Origin of the sequence: Lysobacter niastensis (genome assembly GCF_015453285.1) — a bacterium.
In the GTDB taxonomy this organism is placed as follows: Bacteria; Pseudomonadota; Gammaproteobacteria; order Xanthomonadales; family Xanthomonadaceae; genus Lysobacter_J; species Lysobacter_J niastensis.
The window spans coordinates 1-21,110 of record NZ_JADLZT010000006.1 but is presented as its reverse complement, the minus strand read 5'-3'; the positions used below and the strand labels follow the sequence as shown (position 1 = coordinate 21,110).

Below are 21,110 nucleotides of genomic sequence, written 5' to 3'. Positions count from 1 at the left end.
ATCATGGCGCCATCGTCTCTGGCGTCACGTCCCACCCCGCTTCGATTCCACCCGGCAGCATCTGTCCACGGTCGTCGCCGACTTCGGTGTCGATGAGGTGGTTGAGCTTCTCGTTCATCGCCAGGACGAGATCTCGATGTGCATTGCCGTTCGCGGCGAGGTTGTCCATCTCCAGCGGGTCGGACTCGTGGTCATACAGCTCGACGTCGTTGAAGCGGTACAGCGCCTCCAGCGAGTCGGGCCGGTTGTGCTGCTTGGGCGAGAAGTAGCGCGAGAACACGTAGCGACCGTCGAAGACCGAGCGAACCGCGCCGCGCTTCATCATGTCCGGGACGATGCCTGCCGCCTTGATATCGGCGGGTTTGCTGCCCTTCTCCTGCATGTAGTCGATGGCCTGGTGCAGGAAGTCCCCGTCGAGATAGGCGAACATGTTGTAGTTGAACAGCGAGCCATCGCGCACGGCATCCAGGCCCGCGCCTTCGGGTGCCGCCAGCAGTCCGCTCAGGTCCTTTCCCGGTAATCCTCGGCTGATGGCCGCCTGCGTCTGCGATGGCGCGCCCGTCATCGCGACCAGCGTGGGCGCGATGTCCAGGTGCGAGGTGACGGCGCGGCACTGCTTGCCACCGGGGTGCGCCGGATGGACCACGATAAGCGGCACATGGTTCTGCTCCCGATAAGACACCGCTCCCTTGGCATGCAGCTGGTGCGCGCCATCCATGTCGCCGTGGTCGGCCGTGAGCACGATGATCGTCCTGTCGGTGAGCCCCGACGCATCCAGTTCATCCAGCACCGTGGCGATGTTGCGATCGACGTCGCGCAGGCAATTGAGGTAGTAGTTGTGGCGCCGGCGCCAGCGGGCTTCTTCGTTGGGGATGGCCCCGACCAGTGCATCGTGCGAACGCAGGAAATCGCGGTGGGCAGGCGGCCGCCCCGGTGCATCCAGGGCTTGTGCGTGGCTGCGCGGCAGATCGAAGCTCCATTGCCGAGCGTAAAGCGGGTCCACCGGGTCACGTGCGACATGGGCCAGGCCTCGCCGCGTTTGCACCGGAGTGCCGGGCGCATCGGTGTCGTAGAACATCACGTCATGCGGGTTGACCAGGTTGACCGCCAGGAACCAGGGCTTGCCTTCGCCGGCCAACTCGCGTCCTTTGCCACGCAGCCAGCTACCGCCCATCGCGGCGATGATGCTGTCGTGGAGATAGCCGCCCTGCGTGTGCGCGATGATGTCGCCAACACCGAAATAGTCCGAGAAGCCATAAGCCTCCATCTCCTGCGTAAAGATCTTCGTCGGCGCAGCGAGCTTGTTGACGGTCTCGAACTCCTTCGTGAGATGCCACTTGCCCTTGTAGGCGGTGTAGTACCCGGCCTCGCGCAGCATGTCGCCGACAGTGCGGATGTCGGGGGACAAGCTGGTGATCCATGGAAAGTTGGTGTTGTCGAACATCCGCGTGTGCTGGATGTGCTGGCCCGTGTACAGCACCGATCGCGACGGCGTGCACACGCAGGAATTGATGCGGTGATTGGTGAAGGTGGTTCCGTGTCTCGCCAGGCGCTCGTGCGCAGGCAGGCTCAAGTCATCGGGCAGTTCGCCGGGCCGGAAGAACCGTTCCTGGTCTGTCAGCAGGAACAGGATGTTGTACGGCCCTACCCCTTGTGCATCGCTCATCGCCTTCCCCCGCTGATGCCCGCAACGGACACGCCGCATTACCGCTACAACGGCCGGGTACTCATCGCCCGGCCAACGGTACGTCACCAGCCGCTATGCTGCGCGCTAGCCGCCACCACCGAGACAGTCCGATGCTCCGCCTGATCCACGCTTTCATGTGCACGGCACTGCTGCTCGGCTCGCCCGCCTGGGCCGCCGATTACGTCCCGCCGCGGCACGATTGGGCGCGGCAGGCGCCGGCGAAGGCGGGATTCGATGCAGGCAAGCTCGCCGCCGCCGTCGAGTACGCGAAGAGCAAGGCCGAAGTCGAACCCTCGGACATGCGCCAGGTGCTGCTCGACTACTACCGCGAACGCGAGCCCGGCTACCGCATCCTCGGACCGGTGTACCCGCGCGCGCAGGCCAGCGGCCTGGTCGTGCGCGGCGGCCGCATCGTCGCCGAATGGGGCGACGTCGACCGCCCCGACATGACCTTCAGCGTCGCCAAGAGCTACCTGTCCACCGTCGCCGGGCTGGCCATCGCGGAAGGCCGCATCCACGCCGTCGACGACCGCGTCGCGTCGTACGTCCCCGGCCCGTGGTACGAGGGCGAGCACAACGGCCCGATCACCTGGACCCATCTGCTGCAGCAGACGTCCGACTGGAGCGGCACGCTCTGGGACGTGCACGACTGGGCCGATCGCCCGGAAGGCGACGACCCGTCGAAGCGCGAACTGCACACGCCCGGCACGCACTACAAGTACAACGACGTGCGCGTGAACCTGCTGGCCTTCAGTCTGTTGCAGGTGCTGCGCGACCCGCTGCCGGTCGTGCTGAGGGAACGCATCATGGACCCGATCGGCGCCTCGGCGACGTGGCGCTGGCACGGCTACGACAACTCGTGGACGACGGTCGATGGCCTGAGCATGCAGTCGGTGTCGGGAGGCGGCCACTTCGGCGGCGGCATGTTCATCAGCGCCGCAGACCACGCACGCTTCGGCCTGCTGATGCTGCGCAACGGCGACTGGGGCGGCAAGCGCCTGCTGTCGAAGGAATGGATCGCGCAGGCCACGCGTCCCTCGCCGGTGAAGTCCGACTACGGCTACCTGTGGTGGCTCAACACCGGTCGCAAGGCAATCCCCGCCGCGCCCGAGTCGGCGTTCTGGGCCGCAGGCTTTGGCGGCCACTACATCTACATCGACCGCGAGCACGACCTCGTCGTCGTGTTGCGCTGGACGCAGGACCTGCCGGGCACCATCACCAAAGTGCTGGAGGCGATGCAGCCGCCGGCATGACGATGCGCGCGCCCATCGTTTAGCTGCCACACAGGCCGGCGACCCGTTTTTTCCCATCCGGTGACCTGCCCTTAACCCGGGCCGGGTCACCTTGCCTGTTCGACCGTGCACTCGAACAGGAGGCTCCACCATGTCTTACGTCGACGGATTCGTACTGGCCGTCCCCACCGCCAACAAGCAGAAGTTCATCGATCACGCCCGGCAGGGCGACTCGGTCTTCATGGAATACGGCGCCACCCGCGTCCTCGAATGCTGGGGCGACGATGTACCGGACGGAAAGCAGACCGACTTCCGCCGCGCCGTGAAGGCCAAGGACGACGAAGCCGTGGTGTTCTCCTGGATCGAATGGCCCGACAAGCCGACTCGCGATGCCGGAATGAAGAAGGTCATGGACGACCCGCGCATGAAGCCCGAAGTGAACCCGATGCCATTCGATGGCATGCGCCTGATCTACGGCGGCTTCTCTCCGGTGGTCGAACTCGGGTCGAAATCGAAATCCAGCTGAGCCTGTCCAACCCGGTAGTCCGTCATCCCCACGCAGGCGGGCATCCATCGCCCGAACCGTGGATCCCGCTTTCGCGGGGATGACATGTCGCGCACCCGATCACCCGACAGGGGCACGATGACCCATCGGGGTCACGATTTTCCTGACCGGCGCCTGACAAGCCTCCGCGTTGTGAAGTGTGCGCTCGCCTTGCGGGCTGCATCACAACACGGAGCTGCGCCATGAATCGATTCCGCTTCCCGCTGGTGGCCGCTGTCCTCTCCCTGGGACTGACGGCCCTTCCGGCCTCCGCCGAAAATCCCCACGAGACCGCCACCGTCACCTTCGGCGCCTGGATGAGCTCGCCGCCGCTGGATCGCTTCCCCAACTCGTCCAACACCCGGCTCAACAACGACCATCTGGTCACGCCGAACGTGGTGAAGATCAAGGCCGGCGGCACGGTGAACTTCATCATCTCCGGCTTGCACAACATCGCCGTCTATGAAGACGGCATCGAGCCCGGGGACATCGACATCTCGAATCCCGTCTCGACCACCGGTCCGGTGCCCAATCCGCCGGTGCCGATCATCAACGACCCGAACGGTCGCATCTATCGCGGCCTCGACCCGACGCTGCAGCCCATCGACCGTATCGAAGCCGTGCGTTTCGACGATCCGGGCACGTTCCTGGTGATCTGCGGCATCGTCCCGCACTTCACCGGCGGCATGTACGGGTACGTGGTCGTACAGAAATAGCATCGCCCCGGAAACGGATGACGACCGCCCGGGCATGGCCGAGGCCGTGTCCGGGCATGGCTGCGGGCGATTTCCGGCTCGCGTATCGTGCGCACGGGGACACGGGGGAACCACGGACATGCGCAGTTCCGCAGTTGCACTGATCGTTGCCGCATTCGCCATGCGCGCCACCGCCGGCGATTCCGCGCAGGTCGAGGTCAAGCCAGTGGGCGATGGGAGGTTCGAATTGAGCGTCGAACTGGCCGGCGTGACCGACCCGGACCTTGCGCAGCAGCGCCTGGGACCTGCGGCGACGGAGCTGTGCGGTGCTTTGCCTGTGCAGCTCGGCCGCTACCGCTTCGAGTCCAATGCGCCGCTGGCGGGTACGAAGCCATCCGGCGTGTCGCACGCTTCGGTGCGCTTCATGCAGGAAGTGCGCTGTGGCACCGCGATCACGGCCTCCCGGCTTTCGCCGCCGCCACCGGCCCCGGCGACACCGCCCACGGCCGAGGACGAAGCCGGCATCCGCACACAGACGCTGCACTACCTCACCGCCAAGGATGAAGGGTCGTTCGAGTCTGCCCTTGCGATGTTCAGCGAGAGCAGCGCCGGGATGTTCACCGAAGCCTCATGGCGCGACGCCCGTGCCGCGTTCAATGCGGCCTCGGGTCGGCCCGAGCGACGCCAGGTGGTGCGCGTGACGTGGTACGACAATCCGCCCAACGCGCCCACGCCAGGACGCTACGCTGCGGCCGATTACAGCGCCGGCTACGCCAACGCCGCGTTCTATTGCGGCTATGTGGTCTGGCTGAGGCAAGCGGATGGCAGCTACCGCATCGTCCGCGAGGAGGAAGCGCAAATGCCGCCCGAGGTGATGGCGAAAGTCCCGCCGGAACAGCTCCCTGCCATGCGCGCACAGGTGGGCTGCCGCGACTGAAGGATGGCTGTCGCGATGGGGCCGTCATCACACCGTCGGCAGCGCCAACCCACGGCCGGCGGTGTACCCTCTGCGCCGTCCCGAACCCAATCCGGAGTCCTCATGAATCCCCTGCTCAAGACCGCCGCCCTCGGCCTCATCGGCACCGTCGCGTTCGTCGCGCCGTCGCTGGCCGCACTGAAGGAAGGAACCAAGGCGCCGGAGTTCAGCGCGCAGGCCTACCTCGCCGGTCAGCCCTTCACCTTCAAGCTCGCCGACGCGCTGAAGAAGGGCCCGGTGGTCGTGTACTTCTTCCCGGCTGCGCACACGCCCGGCTGCAACCTGGAAGCCGGCATGTTCTCCAAGGCCATCGACCAGTTCAAAGCCAGCGGCGCCAGCGTGATCGGCGTGACCGCCGGCAACATCAATGAGCTGGCCGACTTCTCCAAGGAAACCGAGCACTGCGCGGGCAAGTTCCCGGTCGCCGCCGACCCGGGCGCGAAGATCGCCAAGCAGTACGACGCCATCCTCGACAAGAAGCCGGAATGGTCCAACCGCACGTCCTACGTGATCGCGAAGAACGGCACGATCGTGCACGTCCACTCGGACCTCAACCCGGGCCAGCACGTCAAGGAAACGCTGGATGCGGTGCAGGCGTTGAAGAAGTAAGCCGCCTCACGGTCCGGGCGTTGTGTCCGGAGCAGCCTACAGAACAGGGCGCATCACGCGCCCTGTTCGTTTTCCGTCGCCTTCTGGATGATCTCGTCGTACAGCTGCACCAGCTGGATTCCCACCTTGTGGAACTGCGGGTTGCGCGCGACGAAATGCTGGCCCTGCTGTGCGTCCTCCAGGGCTTCCTTCAGGAAAGCGATGTCGGTATCGCTCAGCCGCTCGCCCGCGAAGACGCGCTGCCGCAGCTCCATCGCCCTTGGCAGCCTGACCTTCACGAGCCGGTCGAGCAGCGCCTGAAGGACGGCCGTGTCGTCGGTTGGCGTGGTCATCGGTCCCTCCTCAATGCCGGTAGGGGCCCATTCTGCGCGTGAACGGCGATGCCGGCTTCACACCGGGCTCACCCGGTTCGGGCAGGGGCCTCCACCGACCGGGCAACGTCGCCACCGCGCGCAACCGGTACACTGGGACCTTCCCAACGAGATCGCCCATGGCCAAGCCCAACTACTCCTTCGAGAAAAAGCAGCGCGAACTCGCCAAGAAAAAGAAGCAGGACGAGAAGCAAGCCAAGAAGCAGCGCACCAAGGACAGTGCCAACCCGCCGGCACCTGGCGGCGAAGACGACCCCTCGCGCAGGTGAGCGAGCCGACCCAGATCTGGGTTGACGCCGACGCCTGCCCCGGCGTGATCAAGGAAATCCTGTTTCGCGCAGCTGAACGCGCCCGCGTGCAGGTCACGCTGGTCGCCAACCAGTGGCTGCGCACGCCACCCTCGCGCTTCATCCGGTCGCTGCAGGTGGCCGGCGGATACGATGTGGCCGACACCGCCATCGTCGAGCGCGTCCATCCCGGCGACCTCGTGGTCACGCAGGACATCCCGCTCGCGGCACGTGTACTGGAAAGAGGCGCGGTCGCGCTGCACCCGCGCGGCGAGCGCTACACCGCCGACAACATCGCCGAGCGCCTGTCGATCCGAAACTTCATGGAAGAACTGCGAGGCGCCGGCGTGCAGACCGGCGGACCGTCCGCCTTCCACGCCCGAGACAGCCAGAACTTCGCCAGCCAGCTGGACCGCTGGCTGGCGCAGCGGCCGCGTGGTGCGCCGTCGCCTGAGTAGCGATCAGCCGTCCGTGATCCCCGGGATCACTTCCCCACCACGCGAACCACGCCGACGAACATCACGGTCGCCATCATGCCGATCAACACGGTCGACAACGCGATGGTGGTGGACAGCTCCGCACCTTCAAGCATGCGCTGCACCACCGACAAAACCACGTACATGAAGAAAAACACCAGCCCGATCTTGGTGTAGCTCATAACGCCCCCTGTCCGGCGGCGGAGACAGCCGCCCGGGGCGGAGATATAGCCCTTGCAAGCCCGATAGGCAAACGTGATTTTCGCGATCAGCGCATGCTTCGGACGAGCGGTTATCACGCACGTGAAGGAGCGTCACAAGGTCGCCACGGAGTGTCACTAACTGCCCTGCACAGCGTCATTATTTGCCCCGCTCGGCCAACCAATGCGCGGCACCGACGACGCCGTCGAGATCCCCGGCCAGGCGCTCGAAGCATTGCGACGGCAGGGGCGCTTCGTCGTCATCGGAAGCGGCACGCGACTCGATCAGACGCTGCGCAATCGCACCTGGTCGCGGGTCTGCATCAGCGCAAGATGGCATCTTCGGGGAGACATTCTGTCGCCGGTCTCGGCGCATCGTTCGAAGGAGAAATTCATAAATCCGACGCGCGCACGTCGGATCGTCCAGCAATCACAACAACCAAACGCCCCATCCGTAGCATCGTCCCCTCTGCCCGGAGTGCGAGCGATGGCGACGATCAAGGCGTGGGCGGCGAAGGCCGCGGGTGGGAAGCTGGAACCGTTCGAATACGACCCGGGGCCGCTCGGCGCCGAGGATGTGGAGATCGCCATCGAGCATTGCGGCATCTGCCATTCGGACCTGTCGATGCTCGACAACGACTGGGGCATGACGACGTATCCGTTCGTGCCGGGGCACGAGGGCATCGGGCGCGTCGTGGCGCTGGGGCCGCAGGCCAAGGGACTCAAGGTCGGCCAGCGCGTCGGCATCGGCTGGAATGCGTCGAGCTGCCTGCATTGCGATCAATGCCTCGCCGGGCGCCAGCACCTGTGCAGCGAAGTGATCGGCACGATCGCCGGGCGTCACGGTGCGTTTGCCGACAAGGTGCGCTGCCATTGGGTGTGGGCAGCCCCTATTCCGGACGCTCTGCCCTACTCCGAAGCCGGACCGCTGCTGTGCGGCGGCACCACGGTGTACGCACCGCTGGAAATCCTCGGCATCCGCCCGACCAGCCGCGTCGGCGTGATCGGCATCGGCGGGCTGGGCCACATGGCGCTGAAGTTCTGCCGCGCCTGGGGCTGCGAGGTGACGGCGTTCACCAGCAGCGACTCCAAGGCCGAGGAAGCGCGCGCGTTCGGCGCGCACCATGTGGTATCGAGTCGCGACAGCGCCGCGCTCAAGCAACTGGCCGGCACGTTCGACCTGATCATCGACACCGTCAACGTGCCGCTGGACTGGGACGGCGTGGTCGGCGCGCTCGCACCGGGCGGCAAGCTGCACGTGGTCGGCGCGGTACTGGAGCCGATCCCGGTGGTGGCGTTCTCGCTGATCATGGGCCAGCGCAGCATATCGGGCTCGCCGACAGGATCGCGCGGCACCATCGACGCGATGCTCGGCTTCGCTGCGCGACACGGCATCGCGCCGCAGACCGAGCACTTCCCGATGAACCGCGTGAACGACGCGCTCGACCACCTGCGCGCCGGCAAGGCGCGCTACCGGATCGTGCTGGACGCGTGAACGACGGAGCCCGCCAACGGGCTCCGTGCGTCAGGCTTCAGGCGTAGTTGTGGGCGTCCTTGGCCTGGGCTGCGCAGTTCTGCATGTCGCCAGGCTCTTCGAGCGGACGCACCTCGCACTCGAGGTTCCACTCATCGCCGTGGATGGCGAGGAAACGCCGGGTGTGCTCGAGCGCCTCTTCCAGCGACGCGGCCTCGAGCAGGGCAAAGCCGCCGATGACTTCCTTGGCTTCGGTGAACGGGCCGTCGACCGTCGACAGCTTGCCGTTGCGCAGGCGCACACGGGCCCCTTCGGAGGTCGGTCGCAACCCGGCGGTGTCGAGCAGGACGCCGGACTTCGTCATCTCGTCGATCAACTGGCCCATCTCGGTCATCAGCCGTTCGCTGGGAACCTGGCCGGTGTTCTCTTCGACGCGGATCATGGAAAGAAAGCGCATGGTGAGTCCTCTGTTGTTGGGGTGACGGCGCGCGGCTGACCGGGGGTATCCGGACGACGGAAACCGCGCTCCTGTCATGACGACGATTGGTGAGGCGCCGGATCGACATCTCCGGCAAAACATTTCTTCAGAAGGTGACCTTCACCGATGGCGCGCTGCGCCTGGCCTCGCCGTGATGGACCGCTTCGATGTTGTTGCCGTCTGGATCGAGCACGAAGGCGCCGTAATAGCCGGGATGGTACGCACGCTCGCCCGGGGCGCCGTTGTCGCGGCCGCCGGCGGCCAGCGCCGCCTTGTGAAACGCATCGACCATGGCGCGGTCCTGTGCCTGGAACGCGATGTGGTGACGCCCGGTCAGCTCGCCCTGCGCGGCCTCGCTGTCGGCGGTGGAGACGAACAGCTCGTCCGCCCAGAAGTAGTCGTCGCCGGTGCCGGCAATCGGCACCTTCAGCGCATCGAACACGGCCGTGTAGAACGCCTGACTGGCGGGCAGATCACGCACGACCAGCTGGATGTGGTCGATGAGGCGGCCGCGATGCAGTTCCTGGGTTTCCATCCGTTGCTCCTGTGATGACGAGCAGCGGGTTGTAGCAGCCGTGGCGTATCGCCCGCGTCACGGGCGAGTGATGCCTGCACTCCGGGACGAGGGCGAGACCGTCCCGGAGTGTCCCCATCAATCAGTGGGTGGTCTGCGTTGTGGCCGGCGCGCTACCCGACGCCGTCACGGCATTCGTTGCACCCAGATGTTCCTTGAGGAAGCCGGCGATGCCTGTCCACGCGATGTCGATCGCCGTTGGATCGTCGAAACCGTGGCCCATGTTGGGGAAAGCCAGCACCACCGGCGGATCGCCCTGCAGGTTGAGCATGCGCACCAGGCGGCGCGTGTGCTCGAAGTCGACGCGCACGTCGTCGCGGCCGTGCACCAGCATCACCGGCACCTTCAGTTCCTTGGTGTGGTACAGCGGCGAGCGCGCCTGCATCTCGGCCATGTCGGTGCGCGGGTTGCCCATCATGCGTTCGGCCAGCGGACGCACCTGTTCGTCGCGACCCCAGTCGCTGGCGGTGAAGAACAGCACGCGATCGCTGACGCCCGACATCGACACGGCGCAGCGGAAGCGGCCCGGCCAACGGATCGCCGACACCAGCGCGGAGTAGCCGCCGTAGCTGGCGCCGAGCGTGCACATGCGGCTTTCGTCGAGCGGATACTCGGCCAGCGCCGCGCGCAGGGCGGCGTCGATGTCGTCCTCGATCAGGCGGCCGTAGTTGCCGTGGCCGGCCTCGCGGAACGCCTTGCCGTAGCCATCCGAGCCGCGGAAATTGACCTGCAGCACCGCGTAACCCTGCGAAGCGAGGAACTGCACGTCCTGATTGAAGTGCAGGTCGTCGCTGATGCCGATCGGTCCGCCATGCGGGAACACCACCAGCGGCCGCTTGCCGCTTCCGGCGGGCAGCGTCAGGAACGCTTCGATCGGCAGGCCATCGCTGCCCTTGGTCTTGATGACGTGCGCCGGGGCGAAGGTCAGCTTCGACAGCCACGGCGCGTAGTCTTCCAGCAGTTCGGCGCGCTTCTTCGTCGCGTCGTAGTGGAACAGCTGCGGCGGATGGTCGCTGCCATCCACCCACAGGATCAGGTGACCGTCGTCCTGGCTGCGATCGACGACGGCGACGGTGCGTTCGGGGAACGCCGCCTGCAGGGCCTGCTCCTGCTGCTGGCTGGCACTGTCGAAATACTCGGTGACCAGACGCCCGGACTGGTAGTAACGCACGGCGACAGGTTCGCGGCGGTTGTTGGTGACCATGCTCAGCACGTCGACGCCGGGCTTGGAGAACAGCGTGCGGGTGATCTTGCGCGTGGCCGGATCCAGCGCGACGAGGTCGCGCTGCGCGCGGTCGTCGTCGGTCAGGCCGTAGATGATGTCGCCGTCGTACGACAGGCCTTCGGGGTCGAAGCCGCCTTCGGCCTTGGGACGCCACACCTCAGTGAACACACCATCGCGGCCGTGCACCAGCACCGGGGTGCCGTCGCGCACCACCATGGCCATGCGCAGGCGCCCGTGTCCGTCGGCGTACCAGCGCAAGTCCTTGCTGGCGCCGATATTGAGGCGGTCGCGACTCTTCGCGGATGCGTAGTCGCGGATGTCCTTGTCGCCGATCAGTGCGATGCGATGCACCGCGAGTTCACCGCGGCTGTCGAAGCCTTCGAACAGGATGAGACCCGGCTCGTTCGGCAGCAGGTCGACGACGCGCCCCGAACCGACGATGGGCAGCCGCTCGATCTCGTGCTTGCTGCCGTCGTGCGGACCGACGTGGAACACGGTGTGGTTGCCGTTGCCGTTGTTGGCGATCAGCACGTAGTTGTCCTTCCACATCAGCGAATACGCCGGGCGGCTCGACAGGGCCAGGCGCTGCGAGGTGCCCTTGGCCAGGTTGATCAGTTCCAGCGCGTACTTGCCGTTGTCCTCGAGCTCGGTTTCGGCGAGCAGGTCGCCGCCGGGATTGAGGTTGAACGCGATGATGCGCCCGGCCTTCCACATCGTTTCGGCGGGGATCGGCAGCGTGCCGGGCTTCGGTGGCTCCTTGCCGGCATTGAGCTGCTCCGGCGTCTGCGTGTTGCCGGCACGCACCGTGCGGTAGTAGTCCGGGAACGGATCGGGATACAGGCCTTCGTACTGGAACGGCAGCTGCCGGTATAAGTCCGCATGCTGCGTTTCCAGCCAGTCGATCACCGGCAGCGAGTGATTGGCGACGTGGACCGCCAGCGTGGTCCAGCTGGTCGGGCGCAGGATCAGGTCTCCCGCGTAGTTGATCTTCCCCGCCTCCACCTTGAAGCGGTACTGCTTCTCGTCGAGCTCGAAGCGCGTGCGCGTCGACCAGCCCAGCACGTTGACCTGCTTCCACTCGTACTCGCCGGCCTTGGTGGCGAACATGCGCAGGCTGCGGCCGACGTTGAGGTAGTTCAGCACTTCCGCCGTGCCACCGCCCACGTTGCCGACATGGACGCTGCTGATCGGCGCGGAGGCCTCCACCGCCAGCACGACGAGTCCTTCGTCGGGGGCGAGCTTGACCGCTTCGCCCGGGTCGATCTGCCGCATCGCCATCGCCTGCGATGCCATGGCCAACAGGGCAACCGACACCAGCCAGCGCGTCAGTCCCATGGCACCCGCCCGCGTGCGCTGGTGCAGGTCACCCAAGTCCTCGTGCATGAATCCCCCGTCCGTTCCTGCTTCGGCCGGGTCTGCCCCAGCCGCCCCGCCGGCAGGATAGCAACCGCTGTGCCTCGATTGGGAACGGCTCAGGCGGAGGGGGCAGCGCCCTCGATGGCGTCGAAAATCGCGCCCCGGTCATGGTGTTGCCGCGGCCCGTTGCGATAGGCGTGCGGCAGCGCGTCGGCATTCGTCCATTGCGGGCCGGACTGCAACTGGTGATGCACGTGCGGCGCACTGGAGTCGCCGGAGTTTCCGAGCCGTCCCAGCGGTTGGCCTTGCACGACGTGGTCGCCGATGCGGACGCGCAGCGATCCCTGCTGCAGGTGCGCGACGAGGCTGAACTCGCCGTTGCCGTGGTCGATGACGCAGTGATTGCCGGGATCCCCTCCCTGGGGGAACTCCGGTGCGAAGTATTTCGGGTCGGACACCCCAACGACGGGCTGGTCGGGCCTGTCACCTCGCGCGACGACCACCGTTCCCGCCGCCGGCGCGATGATCGCCCTGCCCCAGCCGGCGGTCGCTGCGGGGGCATCGCCGTCAGCGACCATCATCGCGTAGACGTCGCCGAGCCCGATGGCGTCGATCGCGAAAGCGCCACTGCGGTTGCGATGGCCGTCGTTCCATGCCCCGCCCTGTGTGATCAGGCCGCGCCCCACGAAGGGAAATATCAGCTCCGTCCGCTGCCGGTAGGTCTCCAGCGGGAACTCCCTGGCCAGGTGCTCCTGCTTCCCGTCCCGGCGCCAGGCGAGCTCGCACGCCACGCGATCGATGGCGAGCGCGCCGGCCATGCTGTCGGCGACCTGGAATGCCGCGACCGGATACCTATCGCGGGCGGGCTGCGCAGCAACCGCGGGAACCAGATTGATCGCGTTTGCGACTGCCTGCGGATACGTCGTCTCGCTTCTGACTGTGGTACCCGCCGCGTTGCGGATGGTCAGGCGCTCGATCTGCACCTCGCGAGGCTCTCGCGACAGCAACACCAGCGTGAATACCCATTGCTCATGCCGAAGCCGGTTCTGGTCGGCGCTCCGCTTGAACACACGACCGGGCTGGACGGACAGCTCGAAACCTTCCACGGCTTCTGGCTGGCCCGGGCGTTCCGCTGCCCGGGAGACGCCACCGATGGCGGAGGCGGCAAGGCAGGCAGCACCCGCGGAAAGGAACTGGCGACGATCGACCATGAGGCATCTCCGGCATGCAACGTGCGGCGGGGTTCAGTTACTGGATGCGCGGGCAGCGCTGAGCGTCGCGCAAGCACCGTTCAGTGCGGGTGACTTCCTGCAGTTGCCGGCCATGCGCTCCGGGTTGAACATTCCGACATCGCCGCTGCGCTTCGCGGCGGCCCGCGACGGAGGCTGTGATGGACTGGAAGCTGCAGGAACTGCGCAAATCCTCCAACGACCGCGTGATCGATGGCATCTGCGGCGGACTGGGCGCGTACACGCCGGTGCCGTCGGTGGTGTGGCGCGTGATCTTCGTGCTCACCGCGTTGAGCGGCGGTGCCGGACTGATCGCGTATCTGCTGATGTGGTGGCTGATGCCGGCCGCGGGCAGCACGGGTGCGCACGCCGGCCCGGACTGGGACCTCGCCGCGCTGCGCCGTTCCGCCACCGACTGCGAGTTCGCCGGCATCTGCGGCGGCCTGGGCGAGTACACGCCGGTTCCGGCATGGATGTGGCGCACCGCCTTCGCCGGACTGGTCTTTGCCGGAGGCTTCGGCCTGGTCGCCTATCTGCTGCTGTGGATTTTCATCGCGAAGGCCGAGCCCGCTTCATCGGCAACGTGAGTTCGCACGACGACAGTCCCGGGCGCGCTTCGCTGCCCGGGACTGCGTGCCTCCATCACTTCCATGAGGAACCCCGGGAGCGCCCGGGTTCCTCATGCCTGCGCGGGTCCGATCACCAGACCTCGCAGCGATCCGCCTCCGGACGCACCATCGGGTCGCCGGCCTTGCAGCTGAATGCCGCGCGGAACTCGGGCAGGTTCGACAGCGGTCCGTTGACGCGGTACTTCGCGATCGGGTGTGGATCGCCCTGGATCATCGTGCGCTGCGTTTCCGGACGCGTCTCGTCGCCACGCCACTGGCCCCAGGCGATGAAGAACTGCTGCTCCGGCGTGAAGCCGTCGATGGTCGGCTCCGGCCCCTTGCCTTCGCGCGATTTCAGATAGCCCTTGTACGCAAGCTTGGCGCCGGCCAGGTCGCCGATCGACTCGCCCAGCACCAGCTTGCCGTTGTGGTGGATGCCCGGTTCGATGAAGTAACCCTCGAACTGCTTCACTACGCACTGCCCCTTGGCCTGGAACTTGGCGTTGTCCTCCGGCGTCCACCAGTTGGCCAGGCGGCCCTGCGCGTCGAACTGCGCGCCCTGGTCGTCGAAGCCGTGGCTGATCTCGTGGCCGATCACCACGCCGATCGCGCCGTAGTTGACCGCATCGGTGGCGGTGACGTCGAACGCGGGCGGCTGCAGGATGCCGGCCGGGAACACGATCTCGTTCAACAACGGGTTGTAGTAGGCGTTCGAGGTCGGGGGCGTCATGCCCCAACGGTCGCGATCCACCGGCTTGCCGATGCGCGAACGATCGTCGGCGACGTTCCAGCGCGACGTGGCGATCGCATCGTCGAGATAAGCGCCGCGTACGATGCTGACGCCCTGGTAGTCCTTCCACTTGTCGGGGTAGCCGATCTTGGGGTTGAACGTGGCCAGCTTCTCCAATGCCTTGGCCTTGGTCTGCGGGCTCATCCAGTCCAGGCCTTCGATGTCGTCGTGCATCGCCAGCAGGATGTTCTTCACCATGTCCTGCATCCGCGCCTTCGCCTCAGGCGGGAAGTACTTCTCCACGTAGGCGCGGCCCAGCGCATCGCCGAGCTGGCTGTCGGTGTCCTCGGCGCAGCGCTTCCAACGCGGCTTGATCTCGGTCGCGCCGCTCAGGTACTTGCCGTAGAAGGCGAACTTCTCCTGCACGAATGGTTCGGGCAGCGAATCGGAAGCGGCGCGCAGCACGGTCCATTCCAGGTACGTGCGCCACTGCTCGACCGGCGTGCTCTTCAGTTCCTTGTCGACCTGCTGCAGGAACTTCGGCTGGGTGACGTTGAGGCCGATGCGCGGGATGTTGGCATCGTCGAAGTACGCGGCCCAGTCGAACGACGGCGCCAGCTTCTGCAGGCCGGCGAAGTCCATCTTGTGGTCCTGCTGCACCGGGTCGCGCAACGCCACGTTGTCGAGCGATGCCTGCGCCAGGCGCTTCTCGAACTCGAACACGGTGTCGGCTGCCGCCTTCGCCGCATCCGGCTTGGCACCGGCCAGCGTGAGCACCTTCGCCACGTGCTCGTGGTACTTCGCGCGCGCCTCGACGAAACGCGCCTCGGGCTTGAGGTAGTAGTCGCGGTCGGGCATGCCGAGGCCGCCGGCATCGACATGGGCGATCACCTGCGTCGGCTCGTGCAGGTCCTGGTTGGAATACAGCACGAACGGCACCGCGATGCCGACCGTATGCAGGTGGCGCATGGTCTTCTGCAGGTCGGCGCGGGACTTGATCGCACGGACCTCGTCCAGCCACGGCTGGATCGGCTTCATGCCGAGCTGGTCGACACGGCTTTCGTCCATGCAGGCCGCGTAGTAATCGCCGGCGAGCTGCTCGGCGCTGCCCTTGGGCCAGTCGGTCTTCGCCGATACGTCGGCCAGGATATCGCGCACGTGCTCCTTGTTGACCTCGCCGGACTGCCAGCGCCGGCTCCAGCGATCCATGTAATCGGGGATCGGGTTCTGCTGCCGCCAGGCGCCGTTGGCGTAGTCGAAGAAATCGGTGCATGCCGCAGCGCTGCGGTTCATGTCGTTCGGGTCGATGCCGTGCAACGCGCCGGCCGAGGCTGACAGCGTGGCGGTGGCGAGCACGACGGCAATCGAAAGGCTTGACCGGTTCACGGCAACGACTCCTTCGCTGGCAGATTGGCGGCCACTCTAGCCCGGGCCGCGGGGCAATGAGCCGTGCCACACGTCACGCGGCCGTGATGCGGCGGCACCCAGAGTGGACCGACCGCTACGGGAGAACGGCCCCCATGAGAACGCTGGCCCTGGTGCTCGCCTGCTGCACCGCGTTGTCCGCCGCCATGCCCGCCACCGCCGCGCAGGAACCGAGTGCCCACGTGGAAGTTTCCCAGTCCGCGGCCTCCCTGCCCGGCCCCACCTACGCCTGGGTGCCGATGCCGGCCCGACTTTCTGCCGAGTCCGACCCGCGCGTGCAGGACCCGCAACTGCGTGCGCGTCTGCAGGCCTCGCTCGACAAGGCGCTGCAGGCCAAGGGCTACCGCCGCATCGACGACCTGCGCCAAGCCGACATCGCCGTCGCCTACCGCGTCGGCGTGCGCGACGTGCAGCAGGCCACCGTGCGCGAATCCACCACGCTGGCGAGCGCGCCGGAAACCGCGGTGGAATGCAGTCTCGGCGCCGGCTGCTCGCAGATCGTGACCCAGGGCGAGAACGGCGTGCCGACGATCAAGGTCCACACCGTCGACGAGGTCGAGGGCGGCCTGATGGTCGAGGTGATCCAGCCCTCCGACATTCGCGTGCTGTGGCGTGCGCTGTATCGCGGGTCGGTGCGCGCGAAGGACGCGAAGAAGGTCAACCTCGACGCGATCGCGACGCGCACGCTGGAGCAACTGCCGCGCGCACCGGCGAAATAGCGCTCAGTCGAACGGCTTCGTCATCGCCTGCAGCAGGCTGTGCTGCTCGTCGTCGCCGGTCAGTTCCCACATGAAGACGCCGCGCAGGCTGCGGTCCTTCGCGAGCTGCGCTCGCAGCCCGATCGACTTCGGATCTTCATAGCTGACGAAGATGCGCTCGGCTGCGTTGAACAGCCACGGCGTCTGCGCGATCGGGTGCCAGTGCTGTTGCCATTGCGGATTGCCCAGCAGCTTGCCCTTGATGTCGCTCCAGTTGCCCGCGTCGTAGGTGCCGCTGTAGGGCTGGTACAGGCCGTCGTTGGCATCGGTGGACACCCGGAAGCCGCGTCCGTAGAACGGCACGCCCAGCACCAGCTTGCTGGCGAGCACGCCGTGCTGGAGGTAGTAGTCGACGGCGCCCTCGACGTTGTTCCAGCGGCGCAGTTCCGGGTCCAGCGGATCGGCCGGGACCTCGCGCAACGGCGCGTTGAACGTGGCCACCGCCGAGAATGCGGTGCCCATGTCGTAGCTCATCAGGTTGATGAAATCGAGCGTGTTGCCCAGCGCCGCCAGGTCGAAGCTGCGCGCGGGGTCGTACGGGCCGTCGGACTGCATGCGGCCCGCCGGCAACGCAGCGGTGAGCAGCAGCGCCTGCCTGCGCTGCTTGTCCAGCGCATCGAGCTGGCGGCGGAACTCCTGCGCCAGCCGCGTCATGTTCTCCCTGTCCTGCGGCCGCGCGACGATGTGCTTCGGCCCGCCGTAGACCGGAAACTCCCAGTCGATGTCGACACCGTCGAAACTGCCGCGATGCTGGTCGAAGAACATCGCGATGCAGGACGCCACGAAGCGCTTGCGGGATTCCTCCGAGAGCGCAGCATCGGAGAACCCGCCCGCTTCCCAGCCGCCGATCGAGATCAGCGTGCGCAGGCGAGGATGCGCGCGCTTGAGCTTCGCCAACTCAGCGAAATGCTCGCCTGCGTCCGCAGCGACGACGCAACGGCCATCCTCGATGCGCGCGAAGGCATAGAACAGGTGCGTGATCCGATCGGCCGGGATTCTCGCAATCGGGTAGCGGCCGGCCGAGCCACCGGGGTAATAGGCCCCGATGACCGTGTCCGCGGGAGCGCCATCGGCGTGAGCGATGCTTGCGGCAAGACTGGCGAAGACGAGCGCCATGGTTGCCAGGAAATGTCGAAGCATCGCTACCTCCGCAGAATGGGCCGGGCGCGACGATCCTATCCTGTCGCGCCCTCACCCGCGGAGGTCCCCCGCTACATGGCCTAGCCGCCGCAACCGCCGCAGCAGTTCGAAGGCTGACGCTCGATCCGCACGGCCGGCAGCGCGGAAAGGCCGTTGGCCAGCAGCGCGCCGATCTCGCTTTCGTCGAGCGCCGTCGAGAGCCTCACGATCCGTCCGGTCCGGTCCAGGTCCATCAGCGCCGACGGGTCCGCGTCACGCAGTGCGGCATCGAAGGAAGCCAGGTCCGGTGCCGGACCCGCGAGGATGAGGTGGTAGTCCATGGTCGCCTGCTGTCGTTGAGGTGGCGACAGCGTGCGCGCCGGTGGGCTTCCCTGCCCTGATCCAGGTCAAGCCGGGCACCGGCACGCCAGCAGGACGCGGCCCCTCGCTTCAGCGGGCCCTCGCTTCAGCGGCCCGTCGCCACGCCTGTCGGACGGCCCAGTTCGAAGAGGTAGTCGACGTACGACATGACCGCGCCGTCGAAACCCTGCACCTTCGGGTGCGCGGATTCGATGACGAAGAACTCATCCGGAGCGTGCGCGCCGCCGCCGCGGCCGAGGCCGAAGTGCGCGGCCGGCAGCGACAACGGCGGCTGGGTGAAGACGAAGCCGGGGTACGAGCCCGCGATGCGCGGCCACAGCAGCGGGTCGAATCCGTCGCGACGCAGCACCGCCAGTTGCGACTGGATCAGGCGCGAGTCCGCGTCGGTGCTGGTCGGGTCGTAGCCACCGCTGACATTGACGGCGATGTCGCCGTAGCCGCGCTTGGCCAGGTGCGCCTTCAGCGCGGCGACCGCGCCATCGCGCGTCATCGGCGGCACCAGCCGCATGTCGATCTTCGCCACCGCGCGGTGCGGCAGCACGGTCTTGCCACCGACGCCGGTGTAGCCGCCGACCAGGCCCTCGATGTTGATCGTCGGCTGCGACACCAGCCGCTCGTTGGCCTGCTGCCACGACAGGTCGTCGATCCAGTGCGGCACGCCGAGGTTCCGCTTGGCGAGGGCTTCATCGCGCGCGGCGGTCGACTTGGCGATCATCGCGCGCTCGTCTGCCGTCAGCGGTGCCGCCTTCGGGTAGCCGTCGATCGCGACGGTATTGCCGTCGTCGGACACCAGCGTGTCCAGCGCCTTGACGAGACGCCACGCGGGACTGTCGACCATCGCCTTCAGCGAGGAGTGCACGTCCTTCGACGGGCCGCGCCCCCAGGCGTTGCCGTCGGCAACCAGCTCCAGCTCGATCACGCCCTTCGCGCCCAGGTTGACGGTCACCGTGCCATCGCCATCCTGCAGGCCCATCGGCATGAACACGCCGATGCTCTTCTTCAGCGCCGCCTGGATATCGGGACGCAGAACCAGCTTGCCGATGTTGGGCGATCCGATCTCCTCCTCGCCCTCGGCCACCAGCACCAGGTTGACCGGCATCGCCTGCTTCGCGTCGCGGATCGCATGCAGCGCCGTCAGGAAGGCCATCTCCGGCCCTTTCTGGTTGGTCGCGCCGCGACCGACCATCACCTTGCCCACGCCGGGCTTGTCGACGATGCGGCCTTCCAGCGGCGGCGACGACCATTCCGCCGGATCGAACTGTTTGACGTCGTACATGAAGTACAGGCCGACCGTGGTCGGCGCGCCGGCATCGAGCGTGGCGTACACGCCAGGCTTGCCGCCGGTGTCGACGATCTCGACATGCTGGAAGCCGGCCTCGCGAGCCAGCTTCGCCATGTACTCGGCACCCTGCTGCGAATTGCGGCTCTCGGCCGCGATCGACGGCAGCGCGATCCACTCCTGCAGCGCCTTCACCGAAGCATCGTGGCGTTGCGCGACCTGCGCCTTGATCGCATCGCGATCCGGCGTGGCGGCCTGCGTGGCCCCTGCGATCAGCAGCGACAGCGCTGCAAGCTTCCATGCGCGCTTCCGCGCGACCCGACCTTCAAGACCCCATGTCCCCATGCGACGCTCCCCAGCAGTGATGGTGAAAACGAGTCTGGCGCGGTGTTCGCGCCGCTTTGGATTTGTATGCGGTTACCGGTGAGCCAGCGCGTAATCGATGGCCGCGCACACCGCCGCCGCCTGCGCGGCGTTGCACTGTTCGGGCGTCGCGCGCGGGCTGTCGGGATAGACCTCGGTAGTGGTCTTGTAGCGGGCATCGGTGACGCCCGCGCACAGACCGAGCGGCTTCAGCGCGTACTCGATGACGCCCGGAGCGACCACGGGCGAGCCGATGATCTCGCCGTTCCCGTCGGCCGGGGCGATGTGGGTCACCTTGGCTACCGCTTCGATCACCGCCTGCTGGAATCCGGGCTGCGGGTGTTCGGCATCGTCGACAACGTAGAAGCCGTCGGGAATCCCGCCCGGCTCGTACGGCTTGCCGTCGCGCGCGGCCAGCGCCGGCCGGAACTCGGATTCGTCGGTGTCGGTGGTTTCGTGCAGGTCGATGTGCACCAGCACGCCATCGCTCACCGGCGCCACCAGGAGCATCAGCGCCGCCGACTCTTCGGCCGGACTGTTGGCGCGGAACGAGCGGTTCGGGTCGATCGCGTTGGCGTTCCAGCGGTGGATGCGCTCGTACGCCCACGGGCTGATGCACGGCGCCACCAGCAGGTTGATCTTGCCGGCGTAGTCCGCCGCATGCAGGTCGACGAACTGCAGCGCGCCATGCACGCCGCTGGTCTCGTAGCCGTGCACGCCGCCGGTCACCAGCGCGACGGGCAGCGCGTCGTTCCAGTCGCGGCTCCTGATCGCCAGCAGCGGGTAGCTGTCGTCGCCGTAATGCAACCGGCCGTACTCGGCGACGTCGAAACGCGAACGCAGCGCATCGATCTTGCTGACCACTTCGTCCACGTAGCTGCGGTGACGGACCTGGCGCGCCAGCCATCCGGCCTTTTCCGCGTCGCCCCAGGGCTGGCCGGGGGTGCCGATGGGATAGAAGGCCTGATCAGTCATTCGTGCGTCACTCCGTGGGGAATCTTTCGTGATGGAAGCGCGGCGGGTACCGGACCCGC

22 protein-coding genes are annotated in these 21,110 nt (G+C 66.9%); 10 read left to right on the top strand and 12 right to left on the bottom strand.

Annotated features, from left to right (window positions below; translation table 11 throughout):
* Position 1 precedes the first annotated feature (1 nt).
* Positions 2 to 1,666: a sulfatase family protein gene (locus tag IU514_RS11105; protein ID WP_228760672.1), complete on the bottom strand. Its 1,665-nt coding sequence runs from the start codon at positions 1,664 to 1,666 to the stop codon at positions 2 to 4.
* 131 nt (positions 1,667 to 1,797) lie between these two features.
* Between IU514_RS11105 and IU514_RS11100 the strand changes: the two genes are divergently transcribed.
* The 5 genes from IU514_RS11100 (at position 1,798) to IU514_RS11080 (ending at position 5,743) form a co-directional block, all read left to right on the top strand.
* Positions 1,798 to 2,940: a serine hydrolase domain-containing protein gene (locus IU514_RS11100; protein ID WP_194931194.1), complete on the top strand. Its 1,143-nt coding sequence runs from the start codon at positions 1,798 to 1,800 to the stop codon at positions 2,938 to 2,940.
* A 130-nt stretch (positions 2,941 to 3,070) separates the two neighbouring features.
* The gene (locus tag IU514_RS11095; RefSeq protein ID WP_194931193.1) at positions 3,071 to 3,445 is read left to right on the top strand and encodes a DUF1428 domain-containing protein; all 375 of its coding nucleotides are present in this window, start codon (positions 3,071 to 3,073) and stop codon (positions 3,443 to 3,445) included.
* Positions 3,446 to 3,666: 221 nt separating this feature from the next.
* On the top strand, positions 3,667 to 4,179 hold the full coding sequence (locus tag IU514_RS11090) for a cupredoxin domain-containing protein (RefSeq protein ID WP_194931192.1): 513 nt from the start codon (positions 3,667 to 3,669) through the stop codon (positions 4,177 to 4,179).
* Positions 4,180 to 4,297: 118 nt separating this feature from the next.
* Entirely contained in the window at positions 4,298 to 5,095 is a 798-nt protein-coding gene (locus IU514_RS11085) for a DUF4019 domain-containing protein (protein ID WP_194931191.1), read from the top strand.
* A gap of 102 nt (positions 5,096 to 5,197) precedes the next feature.
* Positions 5,198 to 5,743 (top strand): peroxiredoxin, encoded by a 546-nt coding sequence (locus IU514_RS11080; RefSeq protein WP_194931190.1) that lies wholly within the window; start codon positions 5,198 to 5,200, stop codon positions 5,741 to 5,743.
* Between the two features lie 53 nt (positions 5,744 to 5,796).
* Here the strand turns inward: IU514_RS11080 and IU514_RS11075 are convergent, their stop codons facing one another.
* The gene (locus tag IU514_RS11075; protein ID WP_194931189.1) at positions 5,797 to 6,075 is read right to left on the bottom strand and encodes a hypothetical protein; all 279 of its coding nucleotides are present in this window, start codon (positions 6,073 to 6,075) and stop codon (positions 5,797 to 5,799) included.
* A 158-nt stretch (positions 6,076 to 6,233) separates the two neighbouring features.
* On the opposite strand from IU514_RS11075, the gene IU514_RS18970 reads away from it, so the two are divergent.
* Together IU514_RS18970 and IU514_RS18965 are read left to right on the top strand one after the other, a co-directional pair.
* Positions 6,234 to 6,383, top strand: a complete 150-nt coding sequence (locus IU514_RS18970) for a hypothetical protein (RefSeq protein WP_228760671.1) — start codon at positions 6,234 to 6,236, stop codon at positions 6,381 to 6,383.
* Positions 6,380 to 6,859, top strand: a complete 480-nt coding sequence (locus tag IU514_RS18965) for a YaiI/YqxD family protein (protein ID WP_324187822.1) — start codon at positions 6,380 to 6,382, stop codon at positions 6,857 to 6,859. The genes IU514_RS18970 and IU514_RS18965 overlap by 4 nt, the downstream gene beginning before the upstream one ends.
* Before the next feature lie 26 nt (positions 6,860 to 6,885).
* On the opposite strand, the gene IU514_RS11065 is transcribed toward IU514_RS18965, so the two are convergent.
* The gene (locus IU514_RS11065) at positions 6,886 to 7,059 is read right to left on the bottom strand and encodes a hypothetical protein (protein WP_194931188.1); all 174 of its coding nucleotides are present in this window, start codon (positions 7,057 to 7,059) and stop codon (positions 6,886 to 6,888) included.
* A 505-nt stretch (positions 7,060 to 7,564) separates the two neighbouring features.
* On the opposite strand from IU514_RS11065, the gene ahr reads away from it, so the two are divergent.
* Positions 7,565 to 8,572 (top strand): NADPH-dependent aldehyde reductase Ahr, encoded by a 1,008-nt coding sequence (gene ahr / locus IU514_RS11060; RefSeq protein ID WP_194931187.1) that lies wholly within the window; start codon positions 7,565 to 7,567, stop codon positions 8,570 to 8,572.
* Positions 8,573 to 8,609: 37 nt separating this feature from the next.
* Here the strand turns inward: ahr and IU514_RS11055 are convergent, their stop codons facing one another.
* From IU514_RS11055 to IU514_RS11040, 4 genes are all read right to left on the bottom strand, one after another.
* Complete coding sequence (locus tag IU514_RS11055) at positions 8,610 to 9,008, bottom strand: YciI family protein (protein ID WP_194931186.1); 399 nt, start codon at positions 9,006 to 9,008, stop codon at positions 8,610 to 8,612.
* A 127-nt stretch (positions 9,009 to 9,135) separates the two neighbouring features.
* Positions 9,136 to 9,564: a VOC family protein gene (locus IU514_RS11050; protein WP_194931185.1), complete on the bottom strand. Its 429-nt coding sequence runs from the start codon at positions 9,562 to 9,564 to the stop codon at positions 9,136 to 9,138.
* 121 nt (positions 9,565 to 9,685) lie between these two features.
* Positions 9,686 to 12,211, bottom strand: coding sequence for an alpha/beta hydrolase family protein (locus IU514_RS11045; protein ID WP_194931184.1), 2,526 nt, complete (start codon positions 12,209 to 12,211; stop codon positions 9,686 to 9,688).
* Between the two features lie 89 nt (positions 12,212 to 12,300).
* Entirely contained in the window at positions 12,301 to 13,395 is a 1,095-nt protein-coding gene (locus IU514_RS11040) for a M23 family metallopeptidase (RefSeq protein ID WP_194931183.1), read from the bottom strand.
* 179 nt (positions 13,396 to 13,574) lie between these two features.
* On the opposite strand from IU514_RS11040, the gene IU514_RS11035 reads away from it, so the two are divergent.
* Positions 13,575 to 14,000, top strand: a complete 426-nt coding sequence (locus IU514_RS11035) for a PspC domain-containing protein (RefSeq protein WP_194931182.1) — start codon at positions 13,575 to 13,577, stop codon at positions 13,998 to 14,000.
* A gap of 112 nt (positions 14,001 to 14,112) precedes the next feature.
* Here IU514_RS11035 and IU514_RS11030 read toward each other — a convergent pair whose 3' ends face one another.
* Complete coding sequence (locus tag IU514_RS11030; RefSeq protein ID WP_194931181.1) at positions 14,113 to 16,137, bottom strand: M13 family metallopeptidase; 2,025 nt, start codon at positions 16,135 to 16,137, stop codon at positions 14,113 to 14,115.
* Positions 16,138 to 16,271: 134 nt separating this feature from the next.
* Here IU514_RS11030 and IU514_RS11025 point away from each other — a divergent pair, with 134 nt between their 5' ends.
* Positions 16,272 to 16,895, top strand: coding sequence for a DUF4136 domain-containing protein (locus IU514_RS11025; protein WP_194931180.1), 624 nt, complete (start codon positions 16,272 to 16,274; stop codon positions 16,893 to 16,895).
* A gap of 3 nt (positions 16,896 to 16,898) precedes the next feature.
* Here the strand turns inward: IU514_RS11025 and IU514_RS11020 are convergent, their stop codons facing one another.
* The 4 genes from IU514_RS11020 to IU514_RS11005 form a co-directional block, all read right to left on the bottom strand.
* Entirely contained in the window at positions 16,899 to 18,074 is a 1,176-nt protein-coding gene (locus IU514_RS11020) for a glycoside hydrolase family 18 protein (RefSeq protein ID WP_194931179.1), read from the bottom strand.
* Positions 18,075 to 18,154: 80 nt separating this feature from the next.
* Positions 18,155 to 18,394 carry a hypothetical protein gene (locus IU514_RS11015; protein ID WP_194931178.1) on the bottom strand — a complete coding sequence of 80 codons (240 nt, stop codon included), beginning with the start codon at positions 18,392 to 18,394 and terminating at the stop codon, positions 18,155 to 18,157.
* 125 nt (positions 18,395 to 18,519) lie between these two features.
* On the bottom strand, positions 18,520 to 20,058 hold the full coding sequence (locus tag IU514_RS11010) for a M20/M25/M40 family metallo-hydrolase (protein ID WP_194931177.1): 1,539 nt from the start codon (positions 20,056 to 20,058) through the stop codon (positions 18,520 to 18,522).
* A 72-nt stretch (positions 20,059 to 20,130) separates the two neighbouring features.
* Positions 20,131 to 21,051: a M14 family metallopeptidase gene (locus IU514_RS11005; RefSeq protein ID WP_194931176.1), complete on the bottom strand. Its 921-nt coding sequence runs from the start codon at positions 21,049 to 21,051 to the stop codon at positions 20,131 to 20,133.
* Positions 21,052 to 21,110 lie beyond the last annotated feature (59 nt).

Bases quoted from the DNA above. Each gene is read 5' to 3' on its own strand.
- IU514_RS11105 (WP_228760672.1), bottom strand. From the start codon at position 1,666: ATGAGCGATGCACAAGGGGTAGGGCCGTACAACATCCTGTTCCTGCTG.
- IU514_RS11100 (WP_194931194.1), top strand. From the start codon at position 1,798: ATGCTCCGCCTGATCCACGCTTTCATGTGCACGGCACTGCTGCTCGGC.
- IU514_RS11095 (WP_194931193.1), top strand. From the start codon at position 3,071: ATGTCTTACGTCGACGGATTCGTACTGGCCGTCCCCACCGCCAACAAG.
- IU514_RS11090 (WP_194931192.1), top strand. From the start codon at position 3,667: ATGAATCGATTCCGCTTCCCGCTGGTGGCCGCTGTCCTCTCCCTGGGA.
- IU514_RS11085 (WP_194931191.1), top strand. From the start codon at position 4,298: ATGCGCAGTTCCGCAGTTGCACTGATCGTTGCCGCATTCGCCATGCGC.
- IU514_RS11080 (WP_194931190.1), top strand. From the start codon at position 5,198: ATGAATCCCCTGCTCAAGACCGCCGCCCTCGGCCTCATCGGCACCGTC.
- IU514_RS11075 (WP_194931189.1), bottom strand. From the start codon at position 6,075: ATGACCACGCCAACCGACGACACGGCCGTCCTTCAGGCGCTGCTCGAC.
- IU514_RS18970 (WP_228760671.1), top strand. From the start codon at position 6,234: ATGGCCAAGCCCAACTACTCCTTCGAGAAAAAGCAGCGCGAACTCGCC.
- IU514_RS11065 (WP_194931188.1), bottom strand. From the start codon at position 7,059: ATGAGCTACACCAAGATCGGGCTGGTGTTTTTCTTCATGTACGTGGTT.
- ahr (WP_194931187.1), top strand. From the start codon at position 7,565: ATGGCGACGATCAAGGCGTGGGCGGCGAAGGCCGCGGGTGGGAAGCTG.
- IU514_RS11055 (WP_194931186.1), bottom strand. From the start codon at position 9,008: ATGCGCTTTCTTTCCATGATCCGCGTCGAAGAGAACACCGGCCAGGTT.
- IU514_RS11050 (WP_194931185.1), bottom strand. From the start codon at position 9,564: ATGGAAACCCAGGAACTGCATCGCGGCCGCCTCATCGACCACATCCAG.
- IU514_RS11045 (WP_194931184.1), bottom strand. From the start codon at position 12,211: ATGCACGAGGACTTGGGTGACCTGCACCAGCGCACGCGGGCGGGTGCC.
- IU514_RS11040 (WP_194931183.1), bottom strand. From the start codon at position 13,395: ATGGTCGATCGTCGCCAGTTCCTTTCCGCGGGTGCTGCCTGCCTTGCC.
- IU514_RS11035 (WP_194931182.1), top strand. From the start codon at position 13,575: ATGGACTGGAAGCTGCAGGAACTGCGCAAATCCTCCAACGACCGCGTG.
- IU514_RS11025 (WP_194931180.1), top strand. From the start codon at position 16,272: ATGAGAACGCTGGCCCTGGTGCTCGCCTGCTGCACCGCGTTGTCCGCC.
- IU514_RS11020 (WP_194931179.1), bottom strand. From the start codon at position 18,074: ATGCTTCGACATTTCCTGGCAACCATGGCGCTCGTCTTCGCCAGTCTT.
- IU514_RS11015 (WP_194931178.1), bottom strand. From the start codon at position 18,394: ATGGACTACCACCTCATCCTCGCGGGTCCGGCACCGGACCTGGCTTCC.
- IU514_RS11010 (WP_194931177.1), bottom strand. From the start codon at position 20,058: ATGGGGACATGGGGTCTTGAAGGTCGGGTCGCGCGGAAGCGCGCATGG.
- IU514_RS11005 (WP_194931176.1), bottom strand. From the start codon at position 21,051: ATGACTGATCAGGCCTTCTATCCCATCGGCACCCCCGGCCAGCCCTGG.